The 19,612-nt window shown below is 73.3% G+C and carries 14 protein-coding genes and 1 pseudogene; 5 read left to right on the top strand and 10 right to left on the bottom strand.

The annotated features are described in order from the left end of the window. Positions 1–574, bottom strand: a pseudogene (locus GT045_RS40165) (iron transporter); the annotation flags it as partial. Positions 575–732: 158 nt separating this feature from the next. After that, complete coding sequence (locus GT045_RS32435) at positions 733–2,265, bottom strand: diaminobutyrate--2-oxoglutarate transaminase family protein (protein WP_161336376.1); 1,533 nt, start codon at positions 2,263–2,265, stop codon at positions 733–735. A gap of 412 nt (positions 2,266–2,677) precedes the next feature. On the opposite strand from GT045_RS32435, the gene GT045_RS32430 reads away from it, so the two are divergent. Then, positions 2,678–3,907 carry a hypothetical protein gene (locus tag GT045_RS32430; protein WP_202529224.1) on the top strand — a complete coding sequence of 410 codons (1,230 nt, stop codon included), beginning with the start codon at positions 2,678–2,680 and terminating at the stop codon, positions 3,905–3,907. Between the two features lie 231 nt (positions 3,908–4,138). On the opposite strand, the gene hflX is transcribed toward GT045_RS32430, so the two are convergent. The 6 genes from hflX to miaA form a co-directional block, all read right to left on the bottom strand. Continuing rightward, entirely contained in the window at positions 4,139–5,629 is a 1,491-nt protein-coding gene (gene hflX / locus GT045_RS32425) for a GTPase HflX (RefSeq protein ID WP_161295633.1), read from the bottom strand. Between the two features lie 159 nt (positions 5,630–5,788). Next, entirely contained in the window at positions 5,789–7,360 is a 1,572-nt protein-coding gene (locus GT045_RS32420; protein ID WP_161336369.1) for a M1 family metallopeptidase, read from the bottom strand. Positions 7,361–7,442: 82 nt separating this feature from the next. After that, positions 7,443–10,160 carry an HD domain-containing protein gene (locus GT045_RS39200; protein WP_202529223.1) on the bottom strand — a complete coding sequence of 906 codons (2,718 nt, stop codon included), beginning with the start codon at positions 10,158–10,160 and terminating at the stop codon, positions 7,443–7,445. A gap of 302 nt (positions 10,161–10,462) precedes the next feature. Then, on the bottom strand, positions 10,463–11,332 hold the full coding sequence (gene dapF / locus GT045_RS32395; RefSeq protein ID WP_161336368.1) for a diaminopimelate epimerase: 870 nt from the start codon (positions 11,330–11,332) through the stop codon (positions 10,463–10,465). A gap of 123 nt (positions 11,333–11,455) precedes the next feature. Beyond that, a complete protein-coding gene (locus GT045_RS40160) occupies positions 11,456–11,905 on the bottom strand; it encodes a hypothetical protein (RefSeq protein ID WP_237539049.1) in 450 nt (149 codons plus the stop codon). Between the two features lie 386 nt (positions 11,906–12,291). Further along, a complete protein-coding gene (gene miaA, locus GT045_RS32385) occupies positions 12,292–13,230 on the bottom strand; it encodes a tRNA (adenosine(37)-N6)-dimethylallyltransferase MiaA (RefSeq protein ID WP_161298219.1) in 939 nt (312 codons plus the stop codon). A 183-nt stretch (positions 13,231–13,413) separates the two neighbouring features. Between miaA and GT045_RS32380 the strand changes: the two genes are divergently transcribed. Together GT045_RS32380 and GT045_RS32375 are read left to right on the top strand one after the other, a co-directional pair. Next, complete coding sequence (locus GT045_RS32380; RefSeq protein WP_161336367.1) at positions 13,414–13,728, top strand: hypothetical protein; 315 nt, start codon at positions 13,414–13,416, stop codon at positions 13,726–13,728. A 24-nt stretch (positions 13,729–13,752) separates the two neighbouring features. Beyond that, positions 13,753–14,031 carry an antitoxin gene (locus GT045_RS32375; protein WP_161298217.1) on the top strand — a complete coding sequence of 93 codons (279 nt, stop codon included), beginning with the start codon at positions 13,753–13,755 and terminating at the stop codon, positions 14,029–14,031. A 493-nt stretch (positions 14,032–14,524) separates the two neighbouring features. On the opposite strand, the gene GT045_RS32370 is transcribed toward GT045_RS32375, so the two are convergent. After that, positions 14,525–15,238 (bottom strand): class III extradiol dioxygenase subunit B-like domain-containing protein, encoded by a 714-nt coding sequence (locus GT045_RS32370; RefSeq protein WP_202529222.1) that lies wholly within the window; start codon positions 15,236–15,238, stop codon positions 14,525–14,527. Positions 15,239–15,539: 301 nt separating this feature from the next. Continuing rightward, a complete protein-coding gene (gene miaB / locus GT045_RS32365; RefSeq protein ID WP_202529221.1) occupies positions 15,540–17,066 on the bottom strand; it encodes a tRNA (N6-isopentenyl adenosine(37)-C2)-methylthiotransferase MiaB in 1,527 nt (508 codons plus the stop codon). A gap of 490 nt (positions 17,067–17,556) precedes the next feature. Here miaB and GT045_RS32360 point away from each other — a divergent pair, with 490 nt between their 5' ends. Both GT045_RS32360 and GT045_RS32355 read left to right on the top strand, forming a co-directional pair. Then, the gene (locus tag GT045_RS32360; RefSeq protein ID WP_161294324.1) at positions 17,557–18,087 is read left to right on the top strand and encodes a regulator component; all 531 of its coding nucleotides are present in this window, start codon (positions 17,557–17,559) and stop codon (positions 18,085–18,087) included. Next, on the top strand, positions 18,074–19,237 hold the full coding sequence (locus GT045_RS32355) for an MAB_1171c family putative transporter (RefSeq protein ID WP_202529220.1): 1,164 nt from the start codon (positions 18,074–18,076) through the stop codon (positions 19,235–19,237). Before GT045_RS32360 ends, GT045_RS32355 begins: the two co-directional genes overlap by 14 nt. Positions 19,238–19,612: the final 375 nt, after the last annotated feature.

The following is a 19,612-nucleotide window of genomic DNA, read 5'->3' as shown; positions in this document are numbered from 1 at the left end:
GGTCGGCGGTGGTGGCCTGGCCGGCAGTGGGGACGGTGTTTTCAGGGGAAGTGGGAGCGGCGTCGGGGCCGTCGCCGGGGGCGGATGTGGTGGTGACGGAGGTGGTGGGGGCCGGAGCGTGTGCGGTACCGGCCGCGCTCCCGGCCGGTTCCCTGCTGATCAGGGCCGCGAGGGTGACTGCGTCGACGGGTGGCGCGCTGCCGGGTGCGCAGGCGAGGCGCGGTGGGCCGAAGCGGTGCCAGCCCGTCGGGGACCAGTACAGGACCGGCGCGAGCAGGGCCGTGCCGCTGGCGGGCAGGGGGATGCGCAGGGTCTCGGCCGTGGGAGCGGTGAGGCCGGTCTCGCGGGCCCAGCACCGCAGGAGGCTCTCGACGGCGGCGGCCTGAGCGGCGGTGTGGGGATCCGGATCCTCCAGCGGGTCGGCGTCGTGCGGTGCCCGCCGGGTGGGGCCCACCTCCCGCTTCTTCTGCTGGGGGACCGAGTCGGTGAGCGGTACGGCAGAGGGTGGGATGCCGGAGTCCCCGTGGTCGTCGGGGGCACCGGATCGGCCGTCGGGGGTGGGGGTGGCGTTCATGACGGCTCCTCTGGGGCTGGAGTGAGGTGGCGCGGGGCTCGGTTCCGGAACCCGCTCGGCCGCCCTGGCCCGGGAGCCGTTGTCGGGCGGGCGGTGGAACGGCCTGGGTGTCCGGGAGCGAGGTCGGAAAGGTGGTGTACGAGATGTCTGCGTCGAGTTCAGCCCGCACATGGGGCGGCGTCGGGGTGGCGTCGCTGGTGCGGGCCGTGGGGCTCGTTGCCGTCGAGCGCGTGACCGTCGGGTCTGTGGTGGTGGGCCGCCGCGTCGATCGCGTCGGCCAGGCGGTCGAGGACCGCCGTCGCCTGCTCGTCGGTGATCGTCAGGGGTGGAAGCAGCCGGATCACGGACGCGTGCCGACCGCCCAGTTCGACGATCAGCCCCCTTCGGAGACACTCGCGCTGTACTGCGGCGGCCAGTTCGGGCGCGGCCGGGAGCGGAGTGTGGCGGGGCACCGGGCCGCTCGGCCGGAGACCGGGGGCGTCCTGCGTGCCAGGGCCACCGAAGTCACCGCGGCGGGCGGCCGAGTCGTCGGCGCCGGGGCTCGCGTCGGAGGTGATCGGGTCGAGTCCCGGGGTGACCAGTTCGATGCCGATCATCAGTCCGCGTCCCCGTACGTCCCCCACGCAGTCGTGGACGCGGGCGAGTTCGGCGAGTCGGCTCAGCATGCGGGAGCCGAGAACGGCGGCTCGCTCGGCGAGGGCGTTCTCGCGGACGTAGGCGAGGGTGGCGGTGCCGGCGGCCATGGCCAGCTGGTTGCCGCGGAAGGTGCCGGCGTGGGCACCGGGCTGCCAGGTGTCGAGGTCGTCGCGGTAGACGATCACGGCCAGTGGGAGGCTGCCGCCGATGGCCTTGGAGAGGACCATGACGTCGGGGGTGATACCGCTGTGGTCGACGGCCCAGAACGCGCCCGTGCGGCCGACTCCGGTCTGGATCTCGTCGGCGATCAGGGGGACGGAGCGGTCCGCCGTGAGCTGTCGCATGCGGCGCAGCCAGTCGTCCGGTGCGGGGATCACTCCGCCCTCACCCTGGACGGGTTCGAGGATCATGCCGGCCGGCCGGGGTACGCCGGACTTGGGGTCGTCCAGCAGGGACTCGGTCCAGCGGGCGGAGAGTTCGGCGCCGGCGGGGCCTCCGATACCGAACGGGCAGCGGTAGTCCTGCGGATAGGGCAGGCGGGCGACCTGGACGTCGTGGGCGCCACCGGAGGCGGCGAGGGCGCCGGCGGTCATGCCGTGGTAGGCGCCGGTGAACGTGAGGACGCCGGTGCGGCCGGTCGCGGCGCGGACCAGCTTGAGAGCGGCCTCGACGGCGTCGGTGCCGGCCGGACCGCAGAACTGCACGCGGGCACGGTCGGCGAGGCCGGGCGGCAGGGTGCGGAACAGCTCGGTGGTGAAAGCGTCCTTGACGGGGGTCGCGAGATCGAGGACGGAGAGGGGTGCGCCGGAGTCGAGGACCCCGCGGACGGCTTCCAGCACGACCGGGTGGTTGTGGCCCAGGGCGAGGGTGCCGGCACCGGAGAGGCAGTCCAGATAACGGCGGCCGTCCGCGCCCTCGATGGTGAGCCCTCGCGCCCGCACCGGGACGATGGGCAGTGCGCGCGCGTAGGTGCGCGCCGAGGACTCGCGCGCCGACTGGCGCCTCAGGATGCCCTCGTGCGCGGCCGGCACCTCCCCGGGTGTGCCTCCCGCCATCGACTCCGTAACGGCCACGGCGTACTGTCCTCCCCGCTCCTCAAAGGCGAGTTGCTCCTCGGGGCCGGACGCAGGCGGCAGGCCCCACCGGCTACAACAGCGCACCGTGCGGGCGGTTACGGGTCGCCTTGAGATCCTTGGCGGGGCGGCGCAGGTGGCACCGCATGCCGGCCTGGTGCACGGGTGGGCGGAGAACGAGGAGGGGCGACCGGCAGCCGCGGTTACGTCGGCGTCCTGTTCAGGCGGCCTGTGACGGAACCGTTGCGGACCCGGCAGAACTCCCCCACTGGGACCGCATAGTGTGTGATGCCGTTCCCGGAAGGTCGTGAGACCGGCATGAACCGTCCACGAGTTCACCGCCGGTGTCGGGGCCGGAGCGCCGAGTTCCTTTCACAGCAGGGGAGTCAAGAACATGCGATCCATACGGCCGTCGTTCACCGTTCGGCGAGGAAGGGGCGGTCGCCGCACCTCGACCTCGCTGACGGCGGTCGCTCTCGTCTCGGCCCTGGCGCTGACCGCCACCGCCTGCAACGGCGACGGTGACGACAACGCCAACGGCGACCCGACCGCCACCGCGACCGCGGCGGGCACCGGCGACGGAAAGATCAGGATCCCGGACGACCTGAAGCGGAGGCTCAAGGAGCACGGGATCGACATCGACAAGTGGAAGAACGGCGCCTGGAAGAACTGGAACAAGGACGACTGGCTGCGCGAGGCCAACGACTTCGTCAACCCGATCATCGCGGGCCTGTGGAACCCGGACCGGATGCGTGACGCCGACGACCCGGACAAGGGCGTCGACGACAACGACATCTCCGGTGACCAGGGGGTGACGGACCCGACCCCGCGGCCGGTGCAGGCGAAGGCGGCCACGCCTCCGTACCACAGCAGTGCGGCCACCTCGGGGAAGCTGCTCTTCGACGCTCCCGGCGGCACCATGGTGTGCTCGGCGACGGTCGTGCAGGATCCGGCGCACCCGGGCAAGTCCAACCTCGTCTGGACGGCCGGTCACTGTGTGCACGCCGGCAAGAAGGGCGGCTGGTACCGCAACCTCGCCTTCGTGCCGTCGTACAACGACCAGGGCAGGTCGTCGGCCGAGCTGGAGAACGCCAGCCGGTCCGAGATCGCGCCGTACGGCGTGTGGTGGGCCGACGCGGCGAAGACCTCGCAGCAGTGGATCAACAAGGGCGGCGAGACGGGCGGCGACGGCGCCTCCTACGACTTCGCTGTCATCCACGTGACGCCGGAGCAGGGCAGCGACGGCAAGTCGCTGGAGGAGACGGTCGGCGGGGCGCTGCCGGTGAACTTCGACGCTCCGGCCGTGGCGAAGGTGCAGAGCATCACCGCGTCCGGCTACCCGGCGGCGGCGCCGTACGACGGTCAGCTGCTGTACCAGTGCCAGGACAAGCCGGGCCGGCTCTCCATCGAGCAGGCCGACCCGACGATGTACCGCATCGGGTGCACGATGACCGGTGGTTCCTCCGGCGGCGGCTGGGTGGAGACGGGTTCCGACGGCAAGCCCGTGCTGGTGTCCAACACGTCCATCGGGCCGGTGAGCGCGGGCTGGCTGGCGGGTCCCCGGCTGGGCGACGTCGCCAAGGGCGTGTACGAGTCGGTGAGCAAGCAGTTCGCCGGCCGGTAGGCGTGCGGCGGCGCATGAGGCGGTAGGCGCGAGGCCGTGCGCATGAGGCGGTCGCGCGCAGGGCCGTCCGCACGACCCGGCAGGCGCGGAGACCGTGCGCATGACGCGGTCGCGCGTGCTGCGGCGCGTGACGCGCCAGGCGCGAGGCCGTGCGCATGGCGAAGGGCTGTGCGGCATGGCGAAGGCCCGTCACCCGAGCCGGGTGGCGGGCCTTCGTGCTGCCGTGGTGGGTCAGGCCGCGGAGACCGGTGCGTAGGGCGCCAGGTCCGCAGCCAGTTCCTCGTGCACCCGGACCTTGAGCAGGGTGCCCTCCGCGGTGTGCTCCTCGGAGATCACCTCGCCCTCGGTGTGGGCGCGGGCGACGAGCTTGCCGTGCGTGTAGGGCACGAGCGCCTCGACCTCGACCGAGGGGCGCGGCAGCTCGTCGTCGATCAGGGCGAGCAGTTCCTCGATGCCAAGGCCGGTGCGGGCCGAGACGGCGATGGAGCGCTTCTCGACCCTGAGCAGCCGCTGGAGGACCAGCGGGTCGGCCGCGTCCGCCTTGTTGATCACGACGATCTCGGGTACGTCGGTGGCGCCGACGTCCCGGATCACCTCGCGTACGGCGGCGAGCTGCTCCTCCGGGACGGGGTGCGAGCCGTCCACCACGTGCAGGATGAGGTCGGAGTCGCCGACCTCCTCCATGGTGGAGCGGAACGCCTCGACCAAGTGGTGCGGCAGGTGCCGGACGAAGCCGACGGTGTCCGCCAGCGTGTACAGCCGGCCGCTCGGGGTCTCCGCCCGGCGGACGGTCGGGTCCAGGGTCGCGAACAGGGCGTTCTCGACCAGGACGCCGGCGCCGGTGAGGCGGTTGAGCAGCGAGGACTTGCCGGCGTTGGTGTAGCCCGCGATGGCGACGGACGGCACCTTGTTGCGCCGGCGCTCCTGGCGCTTGATCTCGCGGCCGGTCTTCATGTCCGCGATCTCCCGGCGCATCTTCGCCATCTTCTCGCGGATCCGGCGCCGGTCCGTCTCGATCTTGGTCTCACCGGGGCCACGCGTGGCGAGGCCGCCGCGGCCACCGCCCATCTGCCGGGACAGCGACTGGCCCCAGCCGCGCAGCCTCGGCAGCATGTACTGCATCTGCGCGAGCGCGACCTGCGCCTTGCCCTCCCGGGACTTGGCGTGCTGGGCGAAGATGTCCAGGATCAGGGCGGTCCGGTCGATGACCTTGACCTTGACGACGTCCTCCAGCTGGATCAGCTGGCCGGGGCTCAGTTCACCGTCGCAGATGACGGTGTCCGCGCCCGTTTCGACGACGATGTCGCGCAGCTCCAGCGCCTTGCCGGAGCCGATGTAGGTGGCCGCGTCGGGCTTGTCACGGCGCTGGATGACGCCGTCGAGCACGAGGGCGCCCGCGGTCTCCGCGAGGGCGGCCAGCTCCGCGAGGGAGTTGTCGGCGTCCTGCGCGGTGCCGGTGGTCCACACCCCGACGAGCACGACCCGCTCCAGGCGGAGCTGGCGGTACTCGACCTCGGTGACGTCTTCCAGCTCGGTGGACAGACCGACCACGCGGCGCAGGGCCGCGCGCTCGGTGCGGTCGAACTGGTCACCGTCACGCTCGCCGTCGATCTCGTGGCTCCAGGCGACGTCCTCTTCCATCAGGGCATCGGCCCGAAGACCCTCGGGGTAGGCGTGCGCGAGGCGCTTGGTGTCCTGGGAAGGGGAAGAAGAGGAGGTCATTGGATCCTTACGTCGATGAGAGTGCCGTTACGGCGTCGGTGCGGCGGCCATCCGGGCCGCTCGCCTTGTTCAACGCACGGGTACCCCGGGAGATTCCCGCGTCCCGTGTCCGCGCCGACCGGTAGATGGTCGCACGGTACGGCACGTCTCGTCACCGGGTTATCGCCGGGTGCGGGGCTCGGCCGCCTTGGCCGACGCCGTCGGCTTCCAGTCGGGGTGACCGGGCATCGGTGGGGTCTTCGCACCGTACAGCCAGGGCTCCAGGAAGCCGCTGAGGTCGCGGCCGGCCACGGTCGAGGCCAGTCGGACGAAGTCGGCCGTGGTGGCGGTGGCGTCGCGGTGCTCCCGGACCCAGATCCGCTCCAGCCGCTCGAAGGCCGGGCGGCCGATCTCCTGCCGCAGGGCGTAGAGGGCGAGGGCGGCGCCGTCGTAGATGTTCGGGCGGAAGATGCTGATCTTCTGTCCCGGGGCCGGTGCCTTGGGCCGGGCGGGCGGGCCGCCGGCCTCGCGCCAGCGGTCGGAGGCACCGTAGGCGGCCTTCATCCGCTGCTCCATGGGCCGCTGCGCGGTCTCCTCGGCGTACAGCGCCTCGTACCAGGTGGCATGGCCCTCGTTCAGCCAGACGTCGGACCAGCTGCGCGGGGTGACGCTGTCGCCGAACCACTGGTGGGACAGCTCGTGCACCATGATCGACTCGATGTACCACTTGGGGTAGCCGGGCTCGGTGAACAGCTGCTTCTCGAAGAGGGAGAGGGTCTGCGTCTCCAGCTCGAAGCCCGTGGACGCCTGCGCCATGAGCACGCCATAGGTCTCGAAGGGGTACCGGCCGACCTTGCTCTCCAGCCAGGCGACCTGGTCGGGCGTCTTGGCGAGCCACGGTTCGAGGGCCTTGCGGTCGGCGGCGGGCACGACGTCGCGCAGGGGCAGCTCGTGCGGTCCGTCGCGGTGCACCACGGCGGAGCGGCCGATGGACACCTGGGCGAGTTCGGTGGCCATGGGGTGCTGGGTGCGGTAGGTCCAGGTGGTGGTGTCGCCGGTCCGGTCGGCTCCGACGGGCAGGCCGTTGGCGACGGCGGTGTAGCCGTTCGGCGCGGTGATCCGGAAGGTGAACATCGCCTTGTCGGACGGATGGTCGTTGCACGGGAACACCAGGTGGGCGGCGTCGGCCTGGTTCGCCATGGCGAGACCGTCGGAGGTGCGCACCCAGCCGCCCTCCTGGTCCTTGCCGGAGACGGGGTCGCTGGTGTGCCGCACGGTGATCCGGGTCCAACCGCGCTTGCCGAGGGGGTGCTCCGGGGTGACGACCAGGTCCTCGCCCGCGCTCGCGAAGCGGGCGGGGCGCCCGTCGACCTCGACGGAGCGGACGGTGCCGTGCGCGAAGTCGAGGTTGAGGTGTTCCAGGTCGGCGGTGGTCCAGGCGTCGATGGTGGTGACGGCCTCCAGCGGCTTGTCGTTGCTGCCGGGGTAGGTGAGGGACAGGTCGTACGCGGCGACGTCGTACCCCGGGTTGCCCAGGTACGGGAAGAGCCGGTCGCCGACACCGAGGGGTTCGGCCGGGGCCGCGGCGGCGACCAGGCAGACGGACACGGCGGAGGCGAGCAGGGCCGCCCTCCGGTGCCGGAACACCCTGGACCGGATCCGGCGCCCGGAGGGCTCGGGCTGGTGCGGGCAGGGCCGGTGGGGGGTGGCCTCGGGCTGGGTACGGGGGCGGGGGCGGGGGGTGAGCGGCATGGACCACCGCTACCAGGACGCACCCGCCCCGCGGCGGCGACGCGCGCCCGGCCCACCCGAACGGGTAAGCCGGACGCCGTCGTCAGGAGTCCGGGGCCTGCGGCTGCGCCCTGCTCACGTCGTACACCCCCGGTACGTCCCGCATGGCGCGCATCAGGGCCGGGAGGTGGGCGGCGTCGGGGAGCTGGAGGGTGTAGGTGTGGCGCACCCGCTGCTGGCTGGGGGGTTCGACGGTGGCGGAGACGATCTCGGCGCCCTCCAGGGCGATCGCCTCGGTGAGGTCGGCGAGCAGATGGGGCCGGCCGAACGATTCGGCGACCAGGGTGACCCGGCACTCCGTGGTGTCCCCCCAGCGCACGCCGATCTCCGGGCGCCCCCTGCTCGTCATGTGGGCCACCGCGGCACACTGCGCGCGGTGCACGGTCACCACTCCCCCGCGGACCACGAACCCGGTGATCTCGTCCGGCGGTACCGGGGTGCAGCACCCGGCCAGCCGTACGGCGGCACCCGGCCGGTCCGCGAGGACGTCGGCGCGCCGGGGGTGCGGGCGGAGGGCGCCGTCCGCGGGGCGCGCACGGCTGGCGCCGTCCGCGGGCCGCGCGTGAGGGGCTTCCGTGGGCCGCGCGGAGGAACCGCCGGTGAGGGTGCCGGTCCCGGCTGCGGACGCCCCGGCCGGCGCGTCGGTGCCGGTGTCGCCGTCGGCCCACGTGGCGGACGCGGGGGCGGACCGGCCTGTGGCGTGGTCCGCGACGGCCCCGTGCCCGGCCCGTGCCGCGTGGGGCCCGGCGGCGGTCCCGTCGCGGGCGGTACGGGTGCCGCCCGGCTCGGCCCTGCCGGGCCCACCGCTCCTGCCGGTGCCGGCGACCGCACCGGGACCGCCGACCGTGCCGGCACCGGCGCCCGTACCGGGCCCACCGCTCGTACAAGGCCCACCGCTCGTGCCGGTTCCGGTGCCCGTGTCGGTTCCGGTGCCCGTGTCGGTTCCGGTGCCCGTGTCGGTGCCGCCGCCCGGATGGGTCGCCAGCCAGCGCTGGATGGCGATGCGGGCGGCCGGTGTGTGGGCGTGGTCCAGCCACTCCCGGGAAGGCTCGGAGGCCGGGTCCTGGCCCATGAGCAGCTGGACCGTGTCGCCGTCGCGCAGGACCGTGCTGAGGGTGGCCAGGCGGCCGTTGACGCGGGCGCCGATGCAGGCGTGGGCGTCCTCGCCGTACTGCGCGTAGGCGGCGTCCACGCACGAGGCGCCCTCGGGCAGGCCGAGGGCGCCGCCGTCGGGGCGGAAGACGGTGATCTCGCGGTCCTGGGCGAGGTCCTCGCGCAGGGTGGACCAGAAGGTGTCGGGGTCCGGGGCGGCCTGCTGCCAGTCGAGGAGGCGGGAGAGCCAGCCGGGACGGGTGGGGTCGGCGCGCTCGCCGTCGACGGAGGTGCCGGCGGCGTCGGGCCCGGATACGCCGTCGTCGGCGGTGGCGGCGCCGGACGGGGTGGTGCCGGACGGGGTGGTGCCCGGCGTGGCGACGCCCGGCGCGGTGGCTCCGCTCGTGGGGGTGCCGCTCGTGGGGGTGCCGCTCGTGGGGGTGCCGGCGGCGGGGGTTTCGGGCGCGGGTGCGGAGAGGGGCGCGGGTGCGTACGGGTTGCCGAGGGCCACGACACCCGCTTCGGCGACCTTGTGCATCTGGTGGGTGCGGATGAGGACTTCGACGACCTGGCCGTCGGGGCGGGCGACGGCGGTGTGCAGGGACTGGTAGAGGTTGAACTTCGGTACGGCGATGAAGTCCTTGAACTCCGAGACCACCGGGGTCATGCAGGTGTGCAGTTCGCCGAGGACGGCGTAGCAGTCGGCGTCCTCCTGCACCAGCACCAGCAGCCGGCCGAAGTCGGTGCCGCGCAGTCGGCCGCGCTTGCGGGCCACCCGGTGGACGGAGACGAAGTGCCGGGGCCGGATGAGGACTTCGGCCGGGATGTCGGCCTCGCGCAGCACTCCGCGCATCTCGTCGGCGACCTCGGCGAGCGGGTCGCCGGAGCGGGCGGCGTTCTCCGCGATCAGCTCGCGGGTGTGTTCGTACTCCTCGGGGTGGAGGATGGCGAAGACCAGGTCCTCCAGCTCGGTCTTGAGGGCCTGCACACCGAGGCGTTCGGCGAGCGGGATGAGGACGTCTCGGGTGACCTTGGCGATCCGTGCCTGTTTCTCGGGGCGCATCACGCCGAGGGTGCGCATGTTGTGCAGCCGGTCGGCGAGTTTGATCGACATCACACGCACGTCGTTGCCGGTGGCGACGAGCATCTTGCGGAAGGTCTCGGGCTCGGCGGCGGCTCCGTAGTCGACCTTCTCCAGTTTCGTGACGCCGTCGACCAGGTATCGGACTTCCTCCCCGAACTGCTCCCCCACCTGCTCCAGCGTCACCTCGGTGTCCTCGACCGTGTCGTGCAGCAGCGAGGCGGTCAACGTCGTCGTCTCGGCGCCGAGTTCGGCGAGGATCAGGGTGACGGCGAGCGGGTGGGTGATGTACGGCTCGCCGCTCTTGCGCATCTGGCCGCGGTGGGAGGACTCCGCCAGGACGTAGGCGCGGCGCAGGGGTTCGAGGTCGGCGTCGGGGTGGTGGGCGCGGTGCGCCTCCACGACGTGGCCGATGGCGTCGGGCAGCTTGCCGCGGGCGGTGGGGCCGAGCAGCGCGGCGCGGCCGAGCCGGCGCAGGTCGATCCGGGGCCGGGATTTTCTCCGCGGCGCCGGGGACGCCGTGATCGCTTGTGGCGCTGCGGGCGCTACCGGGCCAGCCGTCGCAGGGTTCGTGGCCTCCGCACTCATGGGCACCTCCGGCTCGTGGACCGGCGGACGGAGCCCCAGGGCACACGGTGCTCAGGGATGGCGACGTTCCCCCGTCCGTGCCGGTGCTTGATGCTACCGAGCCCACCACGTGCGACCGACCGCCTCTCGCCGAGCGTGAAACGGATCACCCGTTCGAGCGATGGAAACGAGGTTTAGATTTTGCGTCACGTGCCCCGCACTCGTCCGCGGTTTCGAACCGTTCCGGCCTCCGGGCCGCATTCGGACCTCCGCGACCGCCGGACCGGGTGGCCGGGACGGTCCCCGGCCACGCTCCGCCCGCCTCAGCCGAGCGTACGGGCCCGCCAGTCGGCGTCGATCACGCCCTCGGCGACGATCACCGCGGGACCGGTCATCTCGATCTCGCCGTCGGGCCGCTCGGTGATGACCAGGCGCCCGCCGGGCACGTCGACGGTGTACGTCGCCGGGGTGCCGGTGACGGCCGGGTCGGTGCCGTCCCGGCGGGCGGCGGCCACGGCGACGGCGCACGCGCCCGTGCCGCACGAGCGGGTCTCGCCGGAGCCGCGCTCGTGTACGCGCATGGCGACGTGACGGGGGCCGCGGTCGACGACGAACTCGACGTTCACACCGTCTGGGTAGGCGGTCGACGGGCTGACCGGAGGCGCGCTGTACAGGTCGCCGGCGTGCGCCAGGTCGGCCACGAAGGCGACGGCGTGGGGGTTGCCCATGTTCACGTTCCGCGCGGGCCAGGTCCGCTCGCCGACGGCCACATTGACGTCCCCTTCGGGGAGGCGCGCACGGCCCATGCCGACGGTGACGTCACCGTTCTTCGCGAGGTGCACCTGCTTCACGCCCCCGCGCGTGGCGATGGCGAGGTCGCCTTCGGCCACATGTCCGGCGTGCTGGAGATAGCGCGCGAACACACGGACTCCGTTGCCGCACATCTCGGCGACGGAGCCGTCACCGTTGCGGTAGTCCATGAACCACTCGGCCTCGCCGGCCATCGCCCGGGCCTCGGGGTGTGCCGCGGACCGTACGACGTGCAGCACCCCGTCGCCACCGATGCCCGCCCGGCGGTCGCACAGGGAGGCGACGGCGGCCGGGGAGAGGTCGAGGGCGTTCTCGGGGTCCGGAATGATCACGAAGTCGTTCTCGGTGCCGTGCCCCTTGAGGAAGGCGATCGGAGTGCTCATTCCTCGATCGTACGGGGTCGCTCCGACAGCGGGCCGAAGGGAGGGAGGGGCCGGTGGGGGCGCCGGTCCGGTACCGGTGCGGCGGCCGCCCGTGGGTGTTTCCGGACGCCCGCGCCGGGAGCCTCAGCGCAGCCGGGCCACTCGCCAGACGGCGAGGACGACCACTACGGCCACCAGGACGACGTACCCGACGACGACGCGCCAGTCGGGGCGGCGGCCCGAGCCCCGGCTCGGCAGACCCGGCCAGGTGTAGCCCACCCTGCGCGCGGCCATCATGCCCCAGCCGGCCGCGCAGGAGCAGATCAGCAGACCGAGCATGGCGATCACCGCGCCGCTGTCGCCGAAGTCGAAGGCCAGCGGGAAGGCGAACATCAGGGAGCCGACGGCGGCGAGGGCCACGATGGGGGCGAGCTGCCAGATGCGCAGCCGGCGCTGCGGGCGCAGCTCCACCTCGACCTCGGGGCCGCCCGGGTACAGCTCCTCGGGCGCCGGTCCGTCGGCGGTGACGCCGCCGGCGGTGTCGTCGGGTCCGTCGTCGGCCAGCCGGTCCGCGACGAAAGAGTCCTCGGCCAGGTGGTCCGTGGCCGGGCGGTCCTCGGCCAAGGCGTCCCGGGCCGGATGGACCACGGCCAGGTGGTCCGCGGTGGAACGGCCCTCGGCCAGGCGGCCCGCGGCCGGGTGATCCGAGGTCGGGTGAGCCGCGGCCGGGTGATCCATGGTCGGGGGGTTCCCGGCCAGGCCGGCACCGTCGGGTGCGTCCTCGCCCGGGCACCCCTCGCCCCTGCGCGGATCGTCACCCTCGGTGACGAGCTGCTCGGTACTTCGTGCGGTGTCGCGAGGGCCGGCCTCCATCGCCACGCGCCCTCCCAACTAGGCTCCACTTGGTCGATCGAAGCTCGATGATGGCACGGCGCCGGGAGCCGCGATGACCGGCGGCGCATCCCGATGCCATGACGTGATCAGGCTGTGACCGGTCGTTCGAGCAACGCCAGGGCCTGGTGCGGAAGTTCCCCGCGGTCCGCGGCGGCCCCACTCAACCAGTGCACCCGGGGATCGCGCCTGAACCAGGAATCCTGGCGGCGCGCGAAGCGCTTGGTGGCACGCACGGTCTCGGCCCGCGCTTCCGCTTCGGTGCATCCCCCGGCGAGTGCCGTGAGGACCTGCTGGTAGCCGAGCGCGCGCGACGCCGTGCGCCCCTCGCGCAGGCCCTGCGCCTCCAGCGCGCGCACCTCGTCGACGAGGCCCTCGTCCCACATGCGGTCGACGCGCCGCGCGATGCGGTCGTCGAGCTCCGGACGGGCCACGTCGACGCCGATCTGGACGGTGTCGTAGACGGAGTCGTGGCCCGGCAGATTGGCCGTGAAGGGCTGGCCGGTGATCTCGATCACTTCCAGCGCCCGGACGATACGGCGGCCGTTGCTCGGGAGAATCGCACGGGCGGCCTCCGGGTCGGCGGCGGCCAGCCGGGCGTGCAGCGCGCCCGGGCCGCGCAGCGCCAGCTCCTCCTCCAGCCGGGCCCGGATCTCCGGGTCGGTGCCGGGGAACTCCAGGTTGTCGACCGCCCCACGGACGTAGAGGCCGGAGCCGCCCACCAGGATCGGCCAGCGGCCCTCCGCGAGCAGCGCGTCGATCCGCTCGCGGGCGAGTCTCTGGTACTCGGCGACCGACGCGGTGACGGTCACGTCCCAGATGTCCAGCAGGTGATGCGGGACGCCGCCCCGCTCCTCGGGCGTCAGCTTGGCGGTACCGATGTCCATCCCGCGGTACAGCTGCATCGAGTCGGCGTTGACGACCTCGCCGTCCAGCTGCTGGGCCAGGAAGACGCCGAGATCGGACTTTCCGGCCGCGGTGGGTCCGACGACGGCGATGACGCGGGGGGCGAGGGGTGCACTGCTCACGGCACCAGTCTCGCAAACCTCCGGACGGGGTCTCGAACGAGTTACGTGACAGCGCGGGTCCCGCGTCGTTGCCCGTGGGGAGGTACCGCCGGTCCGTTCACGGGAGGCGGTGGCCCGGGCGGCGCAGTCGTACGCACCGGGCGACGCGGGAATTCGCCCGCACGAGTACCGTATGGAGTGAATATGGGCGTTTTTGCACGGCTTCTCGGCAGGTCGAAGGCGACTCCGGAGGTCTCGGACGCGGCGGCACGGACCGGCACGGAACCGGAAGCGGAAGCGGAAGCGGCCGAGTCGGAGCGGACGGGCCGGACGGAGTCGGCGGAAACGGGGGAAGCCGGGGCGGCGGAGGTCACGGAGGCCGTCGGGGACGGACGCGATGACGAGGCCGTACGGTCGGACGCCGGTACGGACGACGGGTCCGAGGGCACCGGGATTCCCCGGCAGCAGTCCGCCGGAGAGGCCGCCGACAGCGAGGCCGGCGAGGGCGCCCGCAGGTAACTGCCCCGCGAGGGAAGGTGGACCATGGGTCTGATGGACAACATGAAGGCCAAGCTGGGACCGGCCAAGGACAAGGTCTCGGACCTTGCGCGGCAGCACGGGGACAAGGTCCAGCACGGGCTCGACAAGGCCGCGAAGGCCGTCGACGACCGGACCAAACACAAGTACAGCGACAAGATCCAGGCGGGCACGGGCAAGGCCAAGGAGGCGATGGACCGTCTCGCGCACAAGGACGGTCCGCAGACGACGCCCCCCGACCCGATGACCCCGACCCACCCGGAGGGACCGCCCCCGGCTTCGTGAGCCGGGACCTCCGGGGGCGTCGCCGGTGATCGCGCGGCGGTGCCCCCGGAGGTCTCTGCGTGCCCTGCGGCCTTGCGTTCCCTGCGTGCTCTGCGATCGCTGCGTTCTCTGCGGCCCTGCGTGCCCTGCGGGCCTGCGGCCTTGCGTTCCCTGCGTTCCCTGCGGACGCCCCGCGGCACAGCAGGCGTCCTTGCGGCGCAGCGGATGTTCTTGCGGCACGACAGAGGAGCGGCGGCGGCAAGGGACGGAGGACAGCGGCGGCAGGCGGGCGGCGGACGCGGCAGGGGGTTTGCGCGGACGGCCGAGAGCAACGGCACGGACGACGGCGGACGGCCGAGGGCAACGGCACGGACGCCCGAGGACAACGGCGGACGGCCGAGAGCAACGGCACGGACGCCCGAGGACGACGGCGGACGGCCGAGGACGACCGAGGAGCGCCACGGCTCCCGGCCGTCCGGCGGCTGTCACGAATCGTGCGTCTGAGGATCGCCGGTCAGGACCAGGCGGCGACCAGGTAGCCCACGCCGTACGGTGCGTCCTCGTACAGCAGGCTGCCGGCGAGGCCCGTGTTCTCCGCCGCCCCGGCCAGGATCTGCCAGGGAGCACGCCCGGCGGCCTTCAGTTCCGCGGCGAGCTCGGGGTCGAGCGCCCGCAGGGCCGCCACGTCCGCCGTGCCGAGCGCCCTGGCCGCCGCCGCGTCGAAGGGCGCCGCCCGCTCGTCCAGGTATCCCGGTGCCTTGAGCGTGCGGCAGGCGCTGGCGTCCCCCATCACCAGCAGGCACACCCGCGCGGCCCGGCCTGCGAGCTCCCGCCCGGTTTCCGCACACCGCTCCGGCTCCAGCGTCTCCGCGACGCCGAGTCCCTCGACGGGGGCGTCGGCCCACCCGGTCCGCTCCAGCAGCCAGGCGCCGACGGCCAGCGAGGTAGGCAGCTCACGCTCCGGCGCGGGACGGGCGGCGGGCCCCAGACGGACGTCGAGGTCGACCCCGAAGCCGCGGAAGGTGCCCGGGGTGCCCTGCGGGAACGGGCCACGGCCGCCCTGGCCGGCGGTGCCGAGGACCACGAGCAGATCCGGGCGGCCGGCGGCGAGCACACCGAGCGCGTCCGAGCAGGCCGCGCGCGCGGCGTCCAGTTCGGGCGCGGCACCCGCGGCGACCTCGGGCACGAGCAGCGGCGGGCAGGGGCAGACGGCGGCGGCGACAAGCATGATCGGCAGCGTAACGCGGCGGGCGGGCGCCGCGTCACTCCTCGATCAACAGGCCGGTCGACCGGTCACCGTACGAGCGGTCGCGTGGGCGGCGGTGGCCGAGGAGCCCCCGACGACGGGACCCGTCACCGCCGTCACCGCCCGGCGGGGACCACGGCACCATGCGGCCGAGTTTGTGGCCGGGACCTCGGCCGCATCCACAGCCACAGCCGACCCCCGCGCCGGGACCTCGGTCGCAGCCGCAGCCGATCCCCGTACCGGGACGTCGCTCGCAGCCGCAGCCGATCCCCGTACCGGGACCTCAGTCGCAGCCGCAGCCGCTGCCCGTGGCGACCGGCGGCTCCGGCACCCCGATCTTCGGCAGGCCGAGCATGACGCCCGCCGGCTTGGCGGCCTCGGCGGCGGTCCGCTTCTCCCACGCGTCGCCCGCGCGCGTGCGGCGCACGCCGAGGACGGGGCCCTCGGCGAGGAGGTGGTGCGGAGCGGCGTAGGTGATCTCCACGGTGACGACGTCACCCGGGCGCACGTCCTCGTCCGGCTTGGTGAAGTGGACGAGGCGGTTGTCGGGGGCGCGGCCGGAGAGGCGGTGGGTGGCACCGTCCTTGCGGCCCTCGCCCTCCGCGACCATCAGCTCCAGCGTGCGGCCGACCTGCTTCTTGTTCTCCTCCCAGGAGATCTCCTCCTGGAGGGCGACAAGCCGCTCGTACCGCGCCTGGACGACCTCCTTGGGGATCTGGCCGTCCATGGTCGCGGCGGGGGTGCCGGGGCGCTTGGAGTACTGGAAGGTGAACGCCTGGGCGAACCGGGCCTCGCGGACGGCGTGCAGCGTCTGCTCGAAGTCCTCCTCGGTCTCGCCGGGGAAGCCCACGATGATGTCGGTGGTGATCGCGGCGTGCGGGATGGCGGCCCGCACCTTCTCGATGATCCCGAGGTACCGCTCCTGGCGGTACGAGCGGCGCATCGCCTTCAGGACGGTGTCCGAGCCGGACTGGAGCGGCATGTGCAGCTGCGGCATCACGTTCGGCGTCTCGGCCATGGCCTCGATCACGTCGTCGGTGAAGTCGCGCGGGTGCGGGGAGGTGAAGCGGACGCGCTCCAGCCCCTCGATGGTGCCGCACGCGCGCAGCAGCTTGCTGAACGCCTCGCGGTCGCCGATGTCGGAGCCGTAGGCGTTGACGTTCTGGCCGAGCAGCGTGATCTCCGAGACGCCCTCTGCGACGAGGGCCTCGATCTCGGCGAGGATGTCGCCGGGACGGCGGTCCTTCTCCTTGCCGCGCAGGGCCGGGACGATGCAGAAGGTGCACGTGTTGTTGCAGCCGACGGAGATGGAGACCCAGGCCGCGTACGCGCTTTCGCGGCGGGTCGGCAGCGTGGAGGGGAACGCCTCCAGCGACTCGGCGATCTCGACCTGCGCCTCTTCCTGGACGCGGGCGCGCTCCAGCAGGACGGGCAGCTTGCCGATGTTGTGCGTGCCGAAGACGACGTCCACCCAGGGCGCCTTCTTCACGATGGTGTCCCGGTCCTTCTGGGCCAGGCAGCCGCCGACCGCGATCTGCATACCGGGGCGGGACGTCTTCCTCGGCGCCAGCCGGCCGAGGTTGCCGTACAGCCGGTTGTCGGCGTTCTCCCGCACCGCGCAGGTGTTGAAGACGACGACGTCCGCGTCGCCGTCCGCCCCCTCGGGGGCCCGTACATATCCGGCCTCTTCGAGCAGCCCGGCCAATCGCTCGGAATCGTGGACGTTCATCTGGCACCCGTAGGTGCGGATCTCGTAACTCTTGGGGGCGGGAACGTCCACTGCCGGGCTCCGGTCGCTGCTGCTGGTCATGCGTTCAAGGGTAGGCGGTCCGCGGAGACCCGTGGTGCGGCGCTCGTCCCACGGGCCGGCCGCCCGCGGCGACGTCGCTGGGGCGACGGCGGGCCGCCCACGACGCCCCCATCGCCCTGTGACGCCACTCACAGGAGGAGGTGATCGACGTGCCGGTCGCCCGTCGCCCCACCGGGTGTGCCGAGCCGGAGACGGGCGTGCCGGGCAGGAGACGGTTTTCGCCAAACGGCGTCCGAAAGGGGCGGCAGGCGTGTGCAAGAGGGCGGACGACCTGCTTAGGTTGGCCACGCCGTACTCGGCCATCTCCGTGTACCGGCAGGGTGTTTCACGGCCGGACCGCTCCACCGGCGAGGAGGTCTCCGAGCGAGTCGGAGACGGGTGGGGTGCGCCCGTCGTGGGCGCCCTGTCCGACGGAACGGAGACGGAGAGACGCCCCAGCCGTTCCGGCCGGTGAGAACGGTGAGAACAGCGAACAGGGGTGACACGACAGGTGAGGAGAACGAGCGAGTACGCCGCGCTGCGGCGCCGGTGCACCGCGATCCTGCGTGATCTCGGGGTGCAGCGGTCGCTTTCCCTGGAGGCGCTCCGTACGCGGGTGGAGGAGCTCAGAGGGCGCCCGCTCGTGCTGCGGGAGCTGCCCGAGCAGGCGGCGGACACGGGGGCGTGCGGGCTCTGGCTGGGCACGGACGACGCCGACTACGTCTTCTACGAGGCCAGGACCGCGCCGCTGCACCGCGAGCACATCATCCTCCACGAGATCGGCCATGTGCTGTGCGACCACCACCGGACCGTCCTCGGCGTCGCGGGCGGCGGTGACCTGCCGGCCGGCCGGCTCCTGACCGATCCACAGCCGCAGCTCGTCAGGCGGCTGATGGCCAGGACCAGTTACACGACCACCGAGGAACAAGAAGCCGAGATGATCGCCAGCCTGATCCAGAGCGCCGGGACGGCGGGCCCGGTGGCCGGTCCCCTGGGGCGTCTCGGCGCGTTCCTGGGAGTGACGGCCGATGCCGGTGAGTGAGCTGGCCGCCAGGGTCGGACTCGTCAGCGTCCTCATGCTGTGGTCCGCCCTGGTCTGGCGTGCCCGGCCCGCGCTGCGGCAGCCCCGGCTGCGCGGGCTGTGGGTGACCGTGCTGGCGGCGACCACCGCCATCACCCTCTTCCAACCCCGGATCGTCACCGGGCTGACGTCCCTCGGCGTCCACGTCCACGCGGTGACCCTCGCCCGCAATCTGATCGGGGTCCTGAGCGCGGGACTGGTCCTTCTCTTCGTGCTCGACGCGGGCCGTGCCCCGCGCCTGCGCCGCTGTGTCGCGGTGGGGCTCACGGCGGCCCTGGCGTCGTTGCTCGTGCTGGATCTGCTGCGGGTCGCCCCCTCGCCCGCGGGGACGGTGGCCGCCCAGCGGCCGGCCTCCGCCGCGGGCGCCTACTGGCTGATCCTCGTCGTCGCCCACATCCTGGGGGACGCCGTCGCCCTCGTGGTCTGCTGGCGGTACAGCCTGCGCACGACGGAGCGTGATCTCGTCTGGTCACTGCGGCTGTTCGCGGCGGGCAGCGTACTCGCTCTCGTCTTCTGGGGCGGTTACCTCCCCGTCCTCTACGGCCTCGCGCCTGGCCTGCTCCCCTACCTGTCCGTGATCATGGGTGTGCACGGCTTCCTGCGGGCGGCCTCCCTGCTGGTGCCGACCGCGACCGCCACGGCCCGGGCGGCCACCGCGCTGCGGACCACCTGGCGGCTGTGGCCGCTGTGGCGGGACCTTGTCGTGGCGGTGCCCCACGTGGCCCTCGCCAGCCCCCGCCGGACCCGGCTCCAGGAGGTGCTGTGGCCGCGCTGTCCGCCGTCCCTGCAGGCGCACCGGCAGACCATCGAGACGTACGACGCGCTGCTCACGCTTCAGCCGTACGTCCAGCCGGACGCCTACGAGCAGGCGCACCGGCACGCACGACGGGCAGGGGTGCGCGACGACCGGCTCGCGTCCGCCGCGCTCGCCGGTGCCGTGGGCCAGGCACGCCGGGCGGTACTGGGCGGCATGCCACCGTCCGACCCGCGCCCCCTGCCCGGAGTGGTGCACGGCAGTACCGAGACCCTGCTGGGCATCGCCCGCATGTGGCCCGCGATGACCGACGCGCTTCCCTGCCGCGACCGCACCGCCCCGGCGGACCGGCCCTGACCAGCGCCCCGACGGACCCCCCTGCGCGCACCGTGACGGGCTCTCCCCGGCGTCCACCCCGACAGACCCACCTGCGCGCACCGTGACGGACCCACCTGCGCGCACCGCGACACGGCACGCGCGCGCACCGCGACACGGCCGCCTGCGCCCGTCACGGCACGACCTCCTGCGCCCGTCGCGGCAGCCGAGTGGCGCCCTGCCGGAAGCGGCACGGCGGGACGCGGCTCGGCGCGGCTCAGCTCGGCTCGGCGCGGCTCAGCTCGGCGCGGCTCGGCTCAGCTCGGCTCAGCTCGGCTCGGCTCGGCGCGGCTCGGCTCGGCTCGGCTCGGCTCGGCGCGGCTCAGCTCGGCTCGGCTCGGCTCGGCTCGGCTCGGC

Source organism: Streptomyces sp. SID486 (genome assembly GCF_009865385.1).
Taxonomy (GTDB): domain Bacteria; phylum Actinomycetota; class Actinomycetes; order Streptomycetales; family Streptomycetaceae; genus Streptomyces.
Note: the sequence above shows the minus strand (reverse complement) of the source record. Positions and strands in the feature narration are given on the sequence as shown.